The 15,768-nt window shown below is 65.7% G+C and carries 16 protein-coding genes; 5 read left to right on the top strand and 11 right to left on the bottom strand.

The window, feature by feature from the left end:
- Positions 1 to 4: 4 nt before the first annotated feature.
- The 5 genes from G7Y50_RS04530 (at position 5) to G7Y50_RS04510 (ending at position 6,736) form a co-directional block, all read left to right on the top strand.
- The gene (locus tag G7Y50_RS04530; protein WP_165050261.1) at positions 5 to 2,026 is read left to right on the top strand and encodes a dipeptide/oligopeptide/nickel ABC transporter permease/ATP-binding protein; all 2,022 of its coding nucleotides are present in this window, start codon (positions 5 to 7) and stop codon (positions 2,024 to 2,026) included.
- Positions 2,026 to 2,883: an ABC transporter ATP-binding protein gene (locus G7Y50_RS04525; protein ID WP_165050254.1), complete on the top strand. Its 858-nt coding sequence runs from the start codon at positions 2,026 to 2,028 to the stop codon at positions 2,881 to 2,883. Before G7Y50_RS04530 ends, G7Y50_RS04525 begins: the two co-directional genes overlap by 1 nt.
- 144 nt (positions 2,884 to 3,027) lie before the next feature.
- Positions 3,028 to 3,978, top strand: coding sequence for a dihydrodipicolinate synthase family protein (locus G7Y50_RS04520; RefSeq protein WP_165050243.1), 951 nt, complete (start codon positions 3,028 to 3,030; stop codon positions 3,976 to 3,978).
- A gap of 74 nt (positions 3,979 to 4,052) precedes the next feature.
- Complete coding sequence (locus tag G7Y50_RS04515) at positions 4,053 to 5,294, top strand: AGE family epimerase/isomerase (RefSeq protein WP_206214766.1); 1,242 nt, start codon at positions 4,053 to 4,055, stop codon at positions 5,292 to 5,294.
- A 65-nt stretch (positions 5,295 to 5,359) separates the two neighbouring features.
- Positions 5,360 to 6,736 (top strand): ROK family protein, encoded by a 1,377-nt coding sequence (locus tag G7Y50_RS04510; protein ID WP_165050238.1) that lies wholly within the window; start codon positions 5,360 to 5,362, stop codon positions 6,734 to 6,736.
- Between the two features lie 111 nt (positions 6,737 to 6,847).
- Here the strand turns inward: G7Y50_RS04510 and nagA are convergent, their stop codons facing one another.
- The 11 genes from nagA to rpsH all read right to left on the bottom strand — a co-directional run bounded on the left by nagA (position 6,848) and on the right by rpsH (position 15,744).
- The gene (gene nagA / locus G7Y50_RS04505) at positions 6,848 to 7,996 is read right to left on the bottom strand and encodes an N-acetylglucosamine-6-phosphate deacetylase (RefSeq protein WP_165050227.1); all 1,149 of its coding nucleotides are present in this window, start codon (positions 7,994 to 7,996) and stop codon (positions 6,848 to 6,850) included.
- Positions 7,997 to 8,016: 20 nt separating this feature from the next.
- Positions 8,017 to 8,745, bottom strand: a complete 729-nt coding sequence (gene nagB, locus G7Y50_RS04500) for a glucosamine-6-phosphate deaminase (RefSeq protein ID WP_165050202.1) — start codon at positions 8,743 to 8,745, stop codon at positions 8,017 to 8,019.
- Positions 8,746 to 8,760: 15 nt separating this feature from the next.
- Positions 8,761 to 10,938 (bottom strand): cytochrome C oxidase Cbb3, encoded by a 2,178-nt coding sequence (locus tag G7Y50_RS04495; protein ID WP_165050184.1) that lies wholly within the window; start codon positions 10,936 to 10,938, stop codon positions 8,761 to 8,763.
- A gap of 94 nt (positions 10,939 to 11,032) precedes the next feature.
- Positions 11,033 to 11,659, bottom strand: a complete 627-nt coding sequence (locus G7Y50_RS04490) for an adenylate kinase (protein ID WP_165050175.1) — start codon at positions 11,657 to 11,659, stop codon at positions 11,033 to 11,035.
- Between the two features lie 109 nt (positions 11,660 to 11,768).
- Positions 11,769 to 13,049, bottom strand: coding sequence for a preprotein translocase subunit SecY (gene secY / locus G7Y50_RS04485; RefSeq protein WP_165050164.1), 1,281 nt, complete (start codon positions 13,047 to 13,049; stop codon positions 11,769 to 11,771).
- Positions 13,043 to 13,492 carry a 50S ribosomal protein L15 gene (gene rplO, locus G7Y50_RS04480; RefSeq protein ID WP_165050157.1) on the bottom strand — a complete coding sequence of 150 codons (450 nt, stop codon included), beginning with the start codon at positions 13,490 to 13,492 and terminating at the stop codon, positions 13,043 to 13,045. Before rplO ends, secY begins: the two co-directional genes overlap by 7 nt.
- Before the next feature lie 157 nt (positions 13,493 to 13,649).
- Positions 13,650 to 13,841 (bottom strand): 50S ribosomal protein L30, encoded by a 192-nt coding sequence (rpmD, locus tag G7Y50_RS04475; protein ID WP_165050151.1) that lies wholly within the window; start codon positions 13,839 to 13,841, stop codon positions 13,650 to 13,652.
- Positions 13,841 to 14,368, bottom strand: coding sequence for a 30S ribosomal protein S5 (gene rpsE, locus G7Y50_RS04470; protein ID WP_165050119.1), 528 nt, complete (start codon positions 14,366 to 14,368; stop codon positions 13,841 to 13,843). The genes rpmD and rpsE overlap by 1 nt, the downstream gene beginning before the upstream one ends.
- 15 nt (positions 14,369 to 14,383) lie before the next feature.
- A complete protein-coding gene (rplR, locus tag G7Y50_RS04465; RefSeq protein ID WP_165050089.1) occupies positions 14,384 to 14,752 on the bottom strand; it encodes a 50S ribosomal protein L18 in 369 nt (122 codons plus the stop codon).
- A gap of 34 nt (positions 14,753 to 14,786) precedes the next feature.
- Positions 14,787 to 15,326 carry a 50S ribosomal protein L6 gene (gene rplF, locus G7Y50_RS04460; protein WP_165050084.1) on the bottom strand — a complete coding sequence of 180 codons (540 nt, stop codon included), beginning with the start codon at positions 15,324 to 15,326 and terminating at the stop codon, positions 14,787 to 14,789.
- 19 nt (positions 15,327 to 15,345) lie between these two features.
- Positions 15,346 to 15,744, bottom strand: coding sequence for a 30S ribosomal protein S8 (rpsH, locus tag G7Y50_RS04455; protein ID WP_165050075.1), 399 nt, complete (start codon positions 15,742 to 15,744; stop codon positions 15,346 to 15,348).
- Between the last annotated feature and the right edge of the window lie 24 nt (positions 15,745 to 15,768).

Raw genomic sequence — 15,768 nt, 5'->3', positions numbered from 1 at the left:
CGCTATGGTACAACTTCGTGGAAACCTCACCAAGAAACTCGAGGCCAACGCTGGCAAGGTCCGCTTCCGCCGCTGGAAGGCCATGACCATCGGCGCGCGCATCTCGCTCGTGATCCTCATCCTCATCATCCTCATGGCGCTGCTGGCCGACTTCATCGCGCCCTACGACCCGCTGGCCATCTACACGGCCCGCACGCCACCCAACGCCGACTTCCTCTTCGGCACCGACGACAAGGGCCGCGACGTCCTGTCGCGCATCATGTGCGGCGCGAAGTACTCGCTGGCCATCGGCTTGGGCGCCACGACGTTCGCGCTCGTGGTGGGCTCCGTCATCGGCGCCATCGCCGCCGTGGTGCGCCCGCACATCTCCAACGTCATCATGCGCATCCTCGACATCATCATGTCGTTCCCGGGCATCGCCCTGGCCGCCACCTTCATCGTGGTGTTCGGCAACAGCGTGCCCTCGCTCATCTTCGCGATCGGCTTTCTGTACATCCCGCAGATCGCGCGCATCGTGAGGGCGAACGTCATGAGCGAGTACAACCAGGACTACGTCCGCGCGGCCATCGTGTCCGGCGCGCACGCGCCCTGGATCCTCGTCAAGCACGTGGTGCGCAACTGCATCGCGCCCGTGCTCGTGTTCACCATCGTGCTCGTGGCTGACGCCATCGTGTTCGAGGCGTCCCTGTCGTTCATCTCGGCGGGCATCCCCGAGCCGACGCCCACCTGGGGCAACATCCTCGCTGACGCGCGCAACGGCGTGCTGGCCGGCCGCTGGTGGCAGGCGCTGTTCCCCGGCATCGCCATCATGGTCACGGTGCTCTGCCTGAACATCGTGTCCGAGGGCATCACCGACGCCATGGCCGCCCCCAAGAGCGCCGTGAAGCTCACCGAGGCCGACCTCAAGACCGACCGCGAGGCCGACCGCCTGGTCGCCGACCCGAAGCTCGCCTACGCCGCTCAGGCTGACATGCTCGGGAAGCGCCTCGCCCGCCTGAAGGAGATGGAGGGCATCCGCAACGACCGCTTCGAGGCGCGCACCGACGTGCCGCCCATCCTCGAGGTCAAGGACCTCTGCATCAAGTTCCCGCGCCACGGCGACGTGAACGTGGTGGACCACGTGAGCTTCGTGGTGCGCCCGCGCCAGTCGATGGGACTCGTGGGCGAGTCCGGCTGCGGCAAGTCCATCACCTCGCTGGCCATCATGGGCCTGCTCGACCCCAAGGCCGAGATCTCCGGCGAGATCCTCTACGACGGCAAGAACCTGCTCAGCATGACGCAGAAGGAGATCAACGAGCTGCGCGGCAAGGAGATCTCCATGGTCTACCAGGACGCGCTGTCCTCGCTCAACCCGTCCATGCTCATCAGGACGCAGATGAAGCAGCTCACCTCCCGCGGCGGCACCCGCACGGCCGAGGACCTGCTCGAGCTCGTGGGCCTCGACCCGAAGCGCACGCTCGGCTCCTACCCGCATGAGCTCTCCGGCGGCCAGCGCCAGCGCGTGCTCATCGCCATGGCGCTCACGCGCGACCCGAAGCTCGTCATCGCCGACGAGCCCACCACCGCCCTCGACGTGACGGTGCAGAAGCAGGTCGTCGACCTGCTCAACCGCCTGCAGCACGAGCTCGGCTTCGCCATGGTGTTCGTGAGCCATGACCTCGCGCTCGTCGCCGAGGTGGCGAACTCCATCACCGTCATGTACGCCGGCCAGGTCGTGGAGCAGGGCCCGGTGAAGGACATCCTCACCAACCCCATCCACGAGTACACCCGCGGCCTTCTGGGCTCGGTGCTCTCCATCGAGGCCGGCGGCGATCGCCTGCACCAGGTCCCGGGCTCGGTCCCCTCTCCGAAGGACTTCCCCGAGGGCGATCGCTTCACCCCGCGCTCGAGCCATCCCGACAAGGTCTCCCAGATCCGCCCGATGCTCAAGCGCTACCATCAGACCGACCACTACTATGCCGAGCTGCCTGACAGCGAGCTCATGCGCCTCGGCATCGAGCCCTACGTGAAGGGAGGTGTCGAGTAATGACCGAGGAGATCAAAGCCGAGGCCGTCGAGACGAAGGCTTCCGACGAGCAGACTCCCATCATCTTCCTTGACGACGTGAAGGTGACCTTCAAGACCCGCACGGGCTCCATCTTGCACCCCAACAAGGTCCATGCCGTGCGCGGCCTCACGCTCAAGCTCATGCCCGGCGAGACCATCGGCATCGTCGGCGAGTCCGGCTGCGGCAAGTCCACCACGGCGAACGTGATGTGCGGCCTGCAGAAGCCCACCGAGGGCCGCGTGTTCTTCAAGGGCAAGGACGTCACGCACCGCACCGCGGCCGACCGCCGCACCATCGGCCGCGTGATCTCGGTGGTGTTCCAGGACCCGGCGACGGCCCTGAACGCCCGCATGACCGTCCATGACCAGCTCATGGACCCGATGAACCTGCACAAGGTGGGCACCCCCGCCGAGCGCGAGGCGCGCGTCCACGAGCTCATCGGCATGGTCGGCCTGCCTGAGAGCGTGCTCGAGGCGCTGCCCGGCCAGATGTCCGGCGGCCAGCGCCAGCGCGTGGCCATCGCCCGCGCCCTGTCGCTCAAGCCCGACGCCATCATCGCCGACGAGCCCACCAGCGCCCTCGACGTGTCCGTGCGCGCGCAGATCCTGAACCTGCTCATGGACCTCAAGAAGGAGCTGGGGCTGGCCATGGTGTTCATCAGCCATGACATCCAGACCGTGCGCTACATCTCCGACCGCATCATCGTGATGAACGGCGGGCTCGCGGTCGAGGTGGGCACGTCCGAGCAGGTCTTCAACAACCCGAAGGACGACTACACGCGCCTGCTTCTGGGCGCCGCCCCGTCGCTGCTCCACCCCGATCTGGGCAAGAAGTAGACCCTTCGCCATGACGACGAGAAAGGAGGCTTCCGACTGCGTTGGGGGCCTCCTTTTTTTCCTTGACCCCACCACCTGAACCCTCTATAGTTTGTCGCTATAGTTTGTCTCGCCGGGACCTAAACTTCGAAGAGAAGGTATGCTATGGAAACCTCAAAGATCCGGGGCGTCATACCCCCTGTCATCATTCCGCTCACCAACAAGAAGTCACTCGACCTGGATGCTTTCAACCGCTCGGTCAACCGCATGATCGACGCGGGCGTCGACGGCCTGTTCTTCCTCGGCTCGAGCGGCGAGGTGGCGTTTCTGACCGACGCGCAGCGCTACCACGTGCTGCAGGAGGCCGTCGCCATCGTCAACGGGCGCGTCCCCGTGCTGGCCGGCATCGTCGACATGGAGACCATGCGCGTCGTGGACCAGGCCAAGCGCGCCGCCGGCTTCGGCGTTGACGGGCTCGTGGCCACGGCGCCCTTCTACGCGCTCGGCGGCCCGAAGGAGACGGAGCGCCACTTCCGCGCCATCCGCGAGCACACCGACCTGCCGCTGTTCGCCTACGACCTGCCCGTGTGCGTGCACACCAAGCTCGACCCGAGCATGCTGGTGCGCCTGGGGTGCGACGGCGTGCTGCAGGGCGTGAAGGACTCCTCGGGCGACGACGTCAGCTTCCGCTGGCTCATGCTCGAGAACGAGGACGCGGGACACCCCCTCCAGCTGCTCACCGGGCACGAGGTCGTCGTCGACGGCGCGTATCTGGGCGGCGCCGACGGCGCGGTGCCGGGGCTCGCGAACGTCGACCCCTACAGCTACGTGGAGCAGTGGCGCGCCGCGAAGGAGGGCGACTGGGAGCGCGTGAAGGAGCTCCAGGACCACCTGGCGCGCCTCATGTTCGTCACGCGTCACGTGAAGGCCACCGTGGGCTTCGGCGCGGGCGTGGGCGCCTTCAAGACGGCGCTGTGGCAGATGGGCGTGTTCAACACCAACCAGATGCGTGAGCCCGTCCAGCCGCTCAAGGGCGACGACGTGGAGGGCATCGTGGCCATCCTCAAGCGGGAGGGCATGATGGACCCCGATGCGCCCGTGCGCACCGCCTACTAGAGACACGAGCTGAAACCGCCGGCGCGCCACGGCGCGCCGCAGACCAGGCAACGCATTCGACGTGAGGAGGGTCATTGACTGCTGAGAACACCGAGAGGCTCGCGGAGGCTCGCGAGTGGATTCGCGCGGAGCTGAACGCCAGCGTCAACTTCTGGCTTGAGCACGGCATGGACGCCGAGAACGGCGGCGTGTACACCTGCCTCGACCGCACGGGCGCGGTCTACTCCACCGACAAGAGCGTGTGGATGCAGGGGCGCTGCGGCTGGACGTTCTCCTACCTCGCCCACCTGTACGGCGAGGAAGCGCCCGCGTGGCTCGACACCGCGCAGGCCGACTGGCTCGCCGCCGCCAAGAGCAGCATCGACTTTCTGGAGGACCACTGCATCAACCATGACGCCGGCGGACGTCTGTACTTCACGGTGACGGCCGAGGGCGCGCCTCTGCGCCAGCGCCGCTACTGCTTCTCCGAGGGCTTCTACTGCATCGCCAACGCCGAGTACTACGGCGTCACGGGCGAGCGTGCGCACCTCGAGCGCGCGCGGCGCGCCTACCGGCTGATCTACGAGCTGAACAACGGCCTCATCGAGGATCCCGCGGGGCTCGGCCCCAAGACCATCGCGGCCACGCGCTCGGGCTACGCGCTCGGCGACCCGATGATCTTCCTCAACATCATCGGCATCATGCGCCGGGTCGACCCGGCCCACGCCGACGAGTACGACCGGCACGCGCGCGAGTGCACCGACCGCATCGTGAACTTCCACTACCGCCCCGAGCTCGGCTGCACGCTCGAGAGCGTGAACACCCAGGGCGAGCCCGAGCTGTGGTACACGGCGGGGCGCGTGGTGAACCCCGGGCACGACATCGAGTGCAGCTGGTTCATGATGGACGAGGCGAACTACCGCGGAGACGAGGAGCTGCACGCCACGGCCGAGGACATCTTCCGCCTGGCCATCGAGGCCGGCTGGGACGAGGAGTTCGGCGGGCTGCTGTACTTCATCGACGCCAAGGGCCTGCCGCCCGAGGCGTACGAGCACGACATGAAGCTGTGGTGGCCCCACAACGAAATCATGATCGCCGCGTCGAAGGCCTACCGCGACACGCGCGACCCGTACTTCCTCGCGTGGTTCCTCAAGACGCTCGACTACGCGCGCGAGCACTTCGCCGACCCGGAGTACGGCGAGTGGTACGGCTACCTGCGCCGCGACGGCAAGCCCACCATGCCCTCCACGAAGGGCTCCACGTTCAAGGGCCCCTTCCACGTGCCGCGCGCCCTGGCCATGACCGAGCGCATCCTGACCGAGATCTTGGAAGGCTAGCCTCCCTCGCGAGGGCCGGCCTTCCCCACCCCACCCCGCAGACGATTCTTCGAGAAAGGAAGAACATGAGCAACTACCTGGGCATCGAGTACTCCATCGAGAACGTGCCCGTCTTGGATGGCGACTACGTTCCCTTCGGCGTGTGGATGCGCGAGTACCTCAAGGGCGCCACGCACCCCATCAAGGTGGCCGTCGAGCGCGAGGACGGCCTGATCTCCGTGCGCGAGAGCGCGATCCGCGGCGGCGCGTTCGCCGAGGCCGACCTGCGCTACGTCGAGCGCCTCATCAAGTTCTCGCTGTGGAGCATCGGCGGCTTCAAGGTCTACGTCTGCGGCTGCGACGACATCGCCAAGAAGATCGCCGCCATGTACAGCCCGCAGGGTGAGCGCGCCTTCGACCACGGCTTCGTGGACGACCTCTACGAGAAGGACCTCGAGGTCGTGGCGGTGTCCGAGGCTGACTTCCCCGCCGCCAACGAGGCCCCCAAGGCCATCGGCGGGCACACCGAGGGCTGCCGCATCGGCTTCGACGCGGGCGGCTCAGACCGCAAGGTGTCTGCCGTCATCGACGGCGAGTCGGTGTACTCCGAGGAGGTCGTGTGGTTCCCCAAGGTCACCGAGGACCCCACCTACCACTTCAACGAGATCGTGACCGCCTTCAAGACGGCCGCCTCCAAGATGCCGCGCGTCGACGCCATCGGCGTGTCCTCCGCGGGCGACTACGTGAACAACCAGCCCATGGTGGCGTCGCTGTTCATCAAGGTGCCGCGCGAGCGTCGCGAGGAGGTCAAGAGCATCTACACGCGCGCTGCCGCCGAGATCGGCGACGTGCCGCTCGTGGTGGCCAACGACGGCGACGTGACGGCGCTGGCGGGCTACATGTCCACCGGCAAGGGCAACATCCTCGGCATCGCCATGGGCACGTCCGAGGCCGTGGGCTACGTGAACGCCGAGGGCAACGTGCTCGGCTGGATCAACGAGCTGGCCTTCGCGCCGGTCGACCTGGCGCCCACCGCGATGCAGGACGAGTGGTCAGGCGACTTCGGCGTGGGCTGCAAGTACTTCAGCCAAGACTGCGTGATCAAGCTGGCGCCGGCCGCGGGCATCGAGCTCGACCCCGCGCTCTCCCCCGCCGAGAAGCTCAAGGTGGTCCAGGGCCTGGCCAACGAGGGGCATGCCGGCGCGCTCGACATCTTCCGCTCCATCGGCGTGTACCTGGCGCACACCCTCGTGCTGTACAGCGCCTTCTACGAGATCGACACGCTGCTGATCCTGGGCCGCGTGACCTCGGGGGTCGGCGGCGACCTCATCATCAGCGAGTGCAACCGCGTGCTGGGCGAGGAGCACCCCGAGCTGGCGGCGAAGGTGAACGTGACGCTGCCCGACGAGATGATGCGCCGCGTCGGCCAGTCCGTGGCCGCCGCCTCCCTCCCGGAGCTGTAAGGACCGAAACACCCGCACGGGGCTGAAAGCACCCGCAGGAAAAGAGAGGACCCTCCTTCCAGAGGGTCCTCTCTTTGTTCAAGGAGTCTTTCTGCTGTTCCCGCGGTCGTCCTACAGCGCCTTGCCGCGGAGGATGACCTGCTTCACCTCGAGCGTCTCCTGGTCGAGCAGGACGGCGTTGGCGACCGCCCCTGCGGCCAGGGTGCCATAGCGGCCCTCCAGCCCCAAGGCGCGCGCCGGGTTGGCCGCAGCGGCCTTCACAGCGCTCACGAGCGGTATCTCCATGTCGTGCACCGCGACGTAGAGGCAGCGCATAAGGTCGCTCACCGAGCCGGCGAGCGCGCCGTTGTCGATGCGCGCCTCAAAGCCCTCCACCGTGACGTCCTGGCCGCCGAGGTCGTACACCCCGTCGGGCATGCCCGCGGCGCGCAGCGTGTCCGAGATCAGGATCATGCGATCGTCGCCGAACAGGTTGAACGCCAGGCGCACCATGGCCGGGTGGATGTGCACGCCGTCGGCGATGATCTCAGCCGTCACGTCGTCGCGCTCGGCCGCCGCGGGGATGGGGCCGGGCTTGCGGTGGTGCATGGAGTTCATGGCGTTGTACAGGTGCGTGAGGTGCCGCGCGCCCTTCTCGAAGGCGAGCGCGGCCGTATCGTAGTCGGTGCAGGTGTGCGCGAGCGAGACGCGCACCTCATCCCCGAGCTCCTCGACGAACTCCATCGCACCCGGCTCCTCGGGCGCGATGTCGACCAGCTTGATGAGGCCGCCGGAGACCTCCTGGAGGCGGCGGAACATCGCCGCGTCGGGGACGTGCACGTACTCGGGGTTCTGCGCCCCCACCTTCGAGGGCGAGATGAAGGGGCCTTCCATGTTGACGCCCGCGAGCTCGGCCTCGTCGTCCGCCGGCTCGAAGGCCGCCGCGACGCCCAGCGCGTGCGTGAGGATCTCCTCAGAGAGCGTCATGGTGGCCGGGCACATGGCGCCGATGCCGCGCGACGCCTCGTAGGCGCCCATCGCGTGCAGCCCGGCCTCGTCGCCGTCTGACACGTCGCCGCCCGCGGCGCCGTGGAAGTGCAGGTCCACCAAGCCGGGGATCACGTAGCAGCCGGCCGCGTCGATGACGTCGCCCGCGACAGCCGCAACCCCGGCGCCAGCGCCCGCGGCCGCGTCCGCGGCGACGAACACGCCGCCTGAGACATGCACGTCACGCGCGACGAACCCCTCGCCGTCAAACGCCAAGCCGTTCTTGATTATCATGGTACGTCCTTTCTCGGGACCTACTTGCAGAGCGCTCCCGCCTCCTCGTCGACGATCACCGTCACGTTGGGGTGGAACTGCAGGATGGACGCGGGGACCTCAGGCGTCACGGGGCCGAAGAACGCGCGGCGCACGATGTCGGCCTTGCCCTCGCCGTTGGCCACCACGAGGATCTCACGGGCCTTCATGATGGTGCCGATGCCCATGGTATACGCTTCGCGCGGCACCTCGTCAACGGAGTTGAACAGACGGCTGTTCGCGTTGATGGTGCTCTCGGTGAGCTGCACGCAGTGCGTGGCCTTCGGGAACTCGTCGCACGGCTCGTTGAAGCCGATGTGCCCGTTGTGCCCGAGGCCCAGAAGCTGGATGTCCACGCCGCCGGCCGCGTCGATGGCCGCCTCGTACGCGGCGCACGCCTCCTCGGCGTCCGCGCAGGCGCCGTCGGGCACGTGCGTGCGCGCCTTGTCGATGTCCACGTGGTCGAACAGGTTGTCGTTCATGAAGTAGCGGTAGCTCTGGTCATGGTCGCCGGAAAGGCCGCGGTACTCGTCGAGGTTGTACGTCTCCACGTCGGCGAAGCTGATCTCGCCCGCCTTGCAGTCGCGCACCAGCTCGGCGTACAGCCCGATGGGGGTTGAGCCCGTGGCCAGGCCCAGCACGCAGCTCGGCTGCTCCTTCACGCGCGCAGCCAGCACGTCGGCGGCGCGGCGGCTCATGTCCTCATACGATTTCGCGATGATCAGTTTCATGTCGTGATTCCTTCCTTAGGTCCAAAACTGAGCTGTTTCGATTATACCCTGATAGGCCCACGGGTAGATGTCCGAGTACCAACCCGTCTCGGGGACGAAGCACAGGAGGGCGCTGTAGAGCACGCTGAGCGTGACCAGCACGAGCAGCACCTTCATGGCGATCACGTGCGCGGTCGAGCCCGCCTCCATGTTCTCGTTCACGATGAACGCCAGAAGCACCACCGCCGCCAGGAACATGAAGCTGAAGTCGGCGTAGTAGCGCTGCAGGATGCCCGCCATCTCCGCGTCGAGCAGGGCCACGAGCACGCCCGAGGCGAGCAGCACCATGATGACGCCCATGATGGTGCGCGTGGAGCGCGCGCGGCGGCGCAGATCGAGGATGCGGCGCGCGAACGGCAGGATCCACAGCACGGGCAGGCACGCGAAGATGCCGCCGAAGGTGACCTCCTTGATGGTCTGCCCCATGTAGGTGGTGTTGAAGTCGACCGCCTGGATGAACGGGAACGTGCCGGTCAGGTTGGGCGGCTGCAGGAAGTAGGTGAAGAACGCGGGCGCGAGGCGGCCGACGTTCATGCCGCGCTTCGTCATGTCGTTCACCGTGAGGTTGTAGTTGGCGCCGAAGTCCGTGAAGGACCCGAAGCGCGCGTAGTTGTAGCCCATGATGCCCGCGGCCACCACCAAATACGGCGCGACGAGGCAGGCGAACTCGCGCGCGCCCGCCGGGGTGAGCAGGCGGCGCTTCGTGATGTAGGTGCGCCAGAACAGCGGGAACGCCAGAAGCGAGAGCACGAGCAGCTGCGGGCGGCACCCCGCCACGAGCGCCATGCAGAGCGACCCGGCCAGATACCACGCGCACGCGTGCTTCGAGAGGCGCCCGCGCATCCAGCAGTACAGCCCCCACACCGAGAACGCCAGCCCGCACATGATGGGCAGCGAGTAGAACGTGGGGAACTTCACCAGGTAGAGGATGCCGCAGCAGAACACGAGCGGGATCTGCAGCAGCAGGTAGAGCCCCAGGCTCACGCGCTTGAAGTGGTAGCGCGCGAAGCGATCGAGCAGCGCCGAGCAGCCGAGGATGAAGGCGAGGGCCGCTATGAGCACGCCGATGGCCGTGGGGAAGTTCGCACCCGTGACCAGGTAGAACGGCAGGTAGAACAGAAGCACCGGCACCACGCCGAAGTACACGTAGTAATGCCCGTCGTAGTAGGCCACGTCGAACAGGTACGCCTCGCCCGTCTCCTTCTGCGCCTCGTCGCGAGCGCCCTTGTCATAGGGGTCGGGCATGTCCTGCAGCCACTGGGGCGGCTCCTCGTCGAGGTAGAGCTGGCCCTTGGCCATGGCGCGCGCGAGCTCGGCGTACTGCTGGGCGTTGTCGCCCCCCACCTCGAAGGTGTTCACCACCGAGGTGCCGTCCCACGAGCCGAAGTTGTAGCTCGACGTGGCCACGCCCACGAGGTTCGACCCGAAGAACAGAAGCGAGCTCACGAGCGCCATCTCGACGACGACCATCCCGATGACGCCCGCCTTCGAGCGACGCGGGTTCTCCACGATGTTGATGCGGTAGATCGACGAGCGCGGGCGGAACATGAAGCACAGCAGAAGCAGGCCGAACGCCGCAGTGAAGCGCGCGCCGCTGAAGGTGAAGGGATGGTGCGCGTTGAGCGAGACCGTCCAGAGCTTGATGGGGTAGCTCACCTCGTCGCCGACGACCTCGATGCGCAGGTTGTTCACGTAGCCTGAGGTGTTGAGGTTGATGTACTCGCTCTCGGTGACGCACGTGGAGACGTCCACCTCGGGCACGCCGACGGTGTACTCGGTGGAGTCGAAGTAGGTGTGGTGCGCGTCATCGGTGAACTGGACCTTCACGCGCAGGTTCTGAGCCGGCTGGTGCTCGTCGAAGTCGATGCGGATGTTGCGCACCTCGGTGTTGAGGTTCTTGAACTCCATCACGTGGTCGACCGCCGTCAGGCGGAACAGCCCGTCGTCGCCCTTCGCAAGCTCGATCTGGTCCTTCAGGTTGATCGGCTTGTTCGACAGGGTGGCGAAGTAGTTGTAGTTGAAGACGAACACCTCGAGCAGCAGCGCCACGAGGAAGAGCGCCGCCACCGAGCGCACGATGTGGGTGATCGACGCGCGGTAGGGCTTGACCGAGCGCTTGTAGGCATACGAGATGTTCTGGCGAATGGTAGGCATGTCAGCTCACCATTATACGAAAAAATCCCGCGCCAGGCACGCTGGCGCGGGATCGCGTCTTCGGCATAGCCCAGCCCGTCAGGGCAGGCGGAGCCTAGAGCCCCAAGGCCTCCTTGACGTCGGCGTAGACCACCTGCGGGTCGCGGTCGCCGTCGATGGTGACGAGCAGCTCGCAGCCGCGGTAGTAGTCGATGAGCGGGCTCGTGGACTTCTCGTACACGTCGAGGCGGTTGCGCACCGTGACCTCGTTGTCGTCATCGCGCTGGTACATCTCGCCGCCGCACTTCGGGCACGCCGCGTCGGAGGCGGTGCCGATGTGCCCGCACTCCTTGCACATGCGGCGCGAGCAGAGGCGGCTCACAATGACCTCGGCCTCCACGTCGATCAGCAGCGCCGCGTCGAGCGGGCGGCCGAGCTCGGCGAGCATGGTGTCGAGCGCCACGGCCTGGGTGGTCGTGCGCGGGAAACCGTCGAGGATGACGCCCTTCTCGGTGTCAGGCTGCTGAATGCGCTCCTTCATGAGGTCGATGATCAGGTCGTCCGGCACCAGATCGCCGGCGTCCATGTAGCCCTTGGCCTTCACGCCCAAAGGCGTCTGGTTCTTCACCGCCGCGCGCAGAATGTCACCCGTGGAGATGTGGCACAGGCCCTCCTCTTCGACGAGCTTCGCCGCCTGCGTGCCCTTGCCGGCACCCGGTGCACCCAGCAACACAATGTTCATTTCAGTCGATCCTTTCGATGGTGGACAGATTGGTAGCTCTATTCTAGCAAAAGAGAGGACCCGCCCCTTGCGAGACGGGTCCTCTCTCCAGCCAACGTACGTGATTTCCCTACTTGAAGAAGCCCTCGTAGTTGTGCTGCTTCAGCTGGCTCTCAACCTTGCTCATGGTGTCGAGCGCGACGCCGATCATGATGAGGATCGAGGTGCCGCCGAACGACTGGATGAGCTGGTTGCCCGTGAAGTAGAAGATGATCGTGGGCACCACGGCGATGAAGGCGATGAACAGGCCGCCCGGCAGCGTGATGCGGTGGATCACGTTCTTGATGTAGGTGACGGTGGCCGAGCCCGGGCGCACGCCCGGGATGAAGCCGCCCTGCTTGCGGATGTTGTCAGCCGTCTCCTCGGGGTTGAACACCATGGAGGTGTAGAAGTACGCGAAGAAGACGATGAGCACGAGCGTGAGGATCCAGTTCACCACGCCGGTGGAGCACCAGTTCGCGAACGTCGTCAGCCAATCCACGTTGAAGATGGCCGCCAGCTGCGCCGGGAAGTAGATGATGCAGCTCGCGAAGATGATCGGGATGACGCCCGCAGCGTTCACCTTGAGCGGGATGTAGGTGGACTGGCCACCCATCATCTTGCGGCCCTGGACGCGCTTGGCGTAGTTCACCGGGATGCGGCGCTGCGCGCGCTCCACGTAGATGATCAGCGGGATGCACACGAGCACCACGGCCAGGATCAGGATGGTGAGCGCGATGCCCATGCCCAGATCGCTCGTGAGGTTCACGGACGAGAAGATGGCGGAGGGCACGCGGGACACGATGCTCACGAAGATGATGAGCGACATGCCGTTGCCGATGCCGCGCTGGGTGATGAGCTCGCCCATCCACATGATGAAGGCGGTGCCGGCGACCAGCGTGAACACGATGACGACGTCGGTGACGATCTCGGGGACCTCGGTCGAGAACACCACGCCGTAGGCCGGCGACTTGAACAGCAGCAAGTAGCCGATGGCGTTGATGAGGCCCAGGCCCAGCGTGAGGTAGCGCGTGACCTGCGTGATCTTGCGGCGACCGGAGTCACCCTCACGCGCCCAGCGACCCACGGCGGGGATGACGCCCTGCATCAGCTGCATGATGATCGATGCGGTGATGTAGGGCATGATGCCCAGCGAGAACACCGAGAAGTTCGACAACGCACCGCCGGTGAACAGGTCGAGCATCGTCATGGCGACGCCGGTGTCGGCGAAGGCCGTGGCGAAGTCATGGAACGGGATGCCCGGGACCGGCACGTAGGCGCCGAAGCGGTAGAGCGCGAGGATCGCCAGCGTGAAGAGGATCTTCTTGCGCAGCTCCGGTACCTTGAATGCGTCTATGATCGAGCTTAGCAAGGCTCTTCGACCTTTCCTCCGGCTGCTTCGATCTTCGCCTTGGCGGAAGCAGAAACCTTATCGACCTTGACCGTGAGGGCCTTGGTGATCTCGCCGTCGCCGAGCACCTTCACGAGCGCGTCGGCATGCTTGATGATGCCCTTGGCGCACAGGGACTCGCCGTCGACGACCTCGCCGGCCTCGTACTTCGCCTCGAGGCGGCTCACGTTCACCGGCAGGTACTCCACGCGGTTGAAGTTGCGGAAACCGGGGAGCTTCGGCAGACGACGCGCGAGCGGCGTCTGGCCGCCCTCGAAGCCCGGGCCCTTGCCGCCGCCGGCACGGGACTTCTGGCCGTTCATGCCGCGGCCGGCCGTCTTGCCATGGCCGGACGCGGGGCCGCGGCCCACGCGCTTGCGGTTCTTCTTAGAGCCCTCAGCAGGCTTCAGATCCTTGAGTTCCATTGAGTCAATCTCCTTATTACGCTTCGGGGGAGCACGTTACTTCCCTCCCCCGATGCTGGCAGCTCGCCGCCAGCAAACTTCCAAATACTATGCCAACGGCGCACCTCGCGAAAAGGCGCGCCGAAAAGCATTATACCTCATGCAGAATAAGCTCTGCTTAGATCTCCTCGACCTCGATGAGGTGCTTAACTTTGAAGATCATGCCGCGGACGGACTCGTTGTCCACCTGCTCCACCGTGCGGCCGATCTTGCCGAGGCCGAGAGCCTTGAGCGTCTTGCCCTGGTCGGCCTTGCGACCGATGGCGCTCTTCACCTGCGTGATGCGCAGGGTCTTCTTCGCGTCAGACATTACTTCTGCTCCTTCCAGCCAAAGATCTCGCCGACGGACTTGTCGCGACGAGCGGCAACCTCAGCCGGGCTCTCGAGGGACTTGAGGCCCTCGGCGGCAGCCTTCACGATGTTCATGGCGTTGTCGGTGCCGAGGGACTTGCCGATGACGTTCTTCACGCCGGCAAGCTCGAGCAGCGCGCGGACGGAGCCGCCGGTGATGACGCCGGTACCGGGAACGGCCGGCTTCAGCAGCACGCGGCCGGCGCCGTACTCGCCGAGCACCTCATGGGGAATGGTGCCGCCCTCGGTCAGCGGGACCGAGAACATGTTCTTCTTCGCGTCCTCGACGCCCTTCTTGATGGCGGTGGGAACCTCGGCGGACTTGCCCATGCCCACGCCGACGCGGCCCTTGCCGTCGCCGACGACCACGAGGGCCGTGAGCTGCATGCGGCGGCCGCCCTTGACGGTCTTGGAAACGCGGTTGATGCTGACGACGCGCTCCTGGAGCTCAGGAACGGCGTTCTCCTGCTGTTGTTTACGAGCCATAAGCTAAAACCCCTTCTAGAATTTCAAACCAGCTTCACGGGCAGCCTCGGCCAGAGCCTTGACGCGTCCGTGATACAGGTGGCCGCCACGGTCGAACACAACTTCCGTCACGCCGTTTTCCAGTGCCAGCTTGCCGGCGATCTCGCCGAGAGCGGAAGCGCCCTCGACGTTGCTGCCCCGCTTGCCCGTGGCCTTGAACTCAGGGCCGAGCGTGGAGACGCCGCAGATGGTCGTGTGGGCAACGTCATCGACGAACTGCACGTAGATGTTGTTGTTGCTGCGCGTAACGCACAGACGAGGACGAGCCGCCGTGCCAGAGATCTTCGCGCGAACGCGACGATGGCGACGTGCCAACCCGGCCTGCTTTTTCTGAAGCTTATTCATTGATAATCCCTTCAATCAGATACCGAGCGGACGCTTAGTCCTTGCCAGCCTTGCCAACCTTGCGACGAACATGCTCGCCCTCGTAGCGGATGCCCTTGCCCTTGTAGGGCTCCGGCTTGCGCCATTTGCGGATGTTCGCGGCGACCTGGCCGACCTGCTCCTTGGAGGGGCCGGAGACGACGATCTCGGTCTGGCTGGGAACCTCGAAGGTGATGCCCTCGGGGGCCTCCACCAGGACGGGGTGCGAGAAGCCGAGCTGCATCTCGAGGTCCTTGCCCTTGAGCGCGGCGCGGTAGCCGACGCCCACGAGCTGCAGCTTCTTGGTGAAGCCGGCGGACACGCCCTCGACCATGTTGTGGATGAGGGTGCGGGTCAGGCCGTGGAAGCTCTTGGACTCACGGGTGTCGTCAGGACGGGAGACGATGATCTCGCTGCCTTCCTGCGTGATGGTCATGCAGGGCTGAAAGGTGCGCGTGAGCTCACCCTTGGGGCCCTTGACGGTCACCGTGGTGCCGTCGATGGTCACGTCAACGCCAGCAGGAACGGTGACGGGCATCTTGCCGATACGAGACATAATGCAATACCTCCCTTTCCTACCAGATGTAAGCGATGACCTCGCCGCCGACGCCCTTCTTGCGGGCATCGCGGTCGGTCATGACGCCGTGACTCGTCGAGATGATAGCCGTGCCGAGGCCGCCGAGCACGCGGGGCAGCTCGTCCTTGCCGGCGTAGATGCGCAGGCCGGGCTTGGAGATGCGCTTGATGCCGCGGATGGTCTTGGCCTTCTTCGGGCCGTACTTCAGCGTGATCTCAAGCGTCGCGCGGGGCTCGCCGTCGATCACCTCGTAACCGCGGATGTAGCCCTCCTGGTCCATGATGCGAGCAATCTCGATGAGCTTCTTGCTCGAGGGCATGGACACCGTTTCCTTGCCGGCAGACTGGGCATTACGCACGCGCGTAAGCATATCTGCGATGGGATCGGTCATTGTCATGTTTGTTTTCTCCTTTGATTCGTG

The organism is Adlercreutzia sp. ZJ176, from assembly GCF_011038975.1.
Classification (GTDB): Bacteria; Actinomycetota; Coriobacteriia; order Coriobacteriales; family Eggerthellaceae; genus CAAEEV01.
The sequence above is the reverse complement of the archived record's forward strand: the minus strand, read 5'-3'. Positions and strand labels throughout refer to the sequence as shown.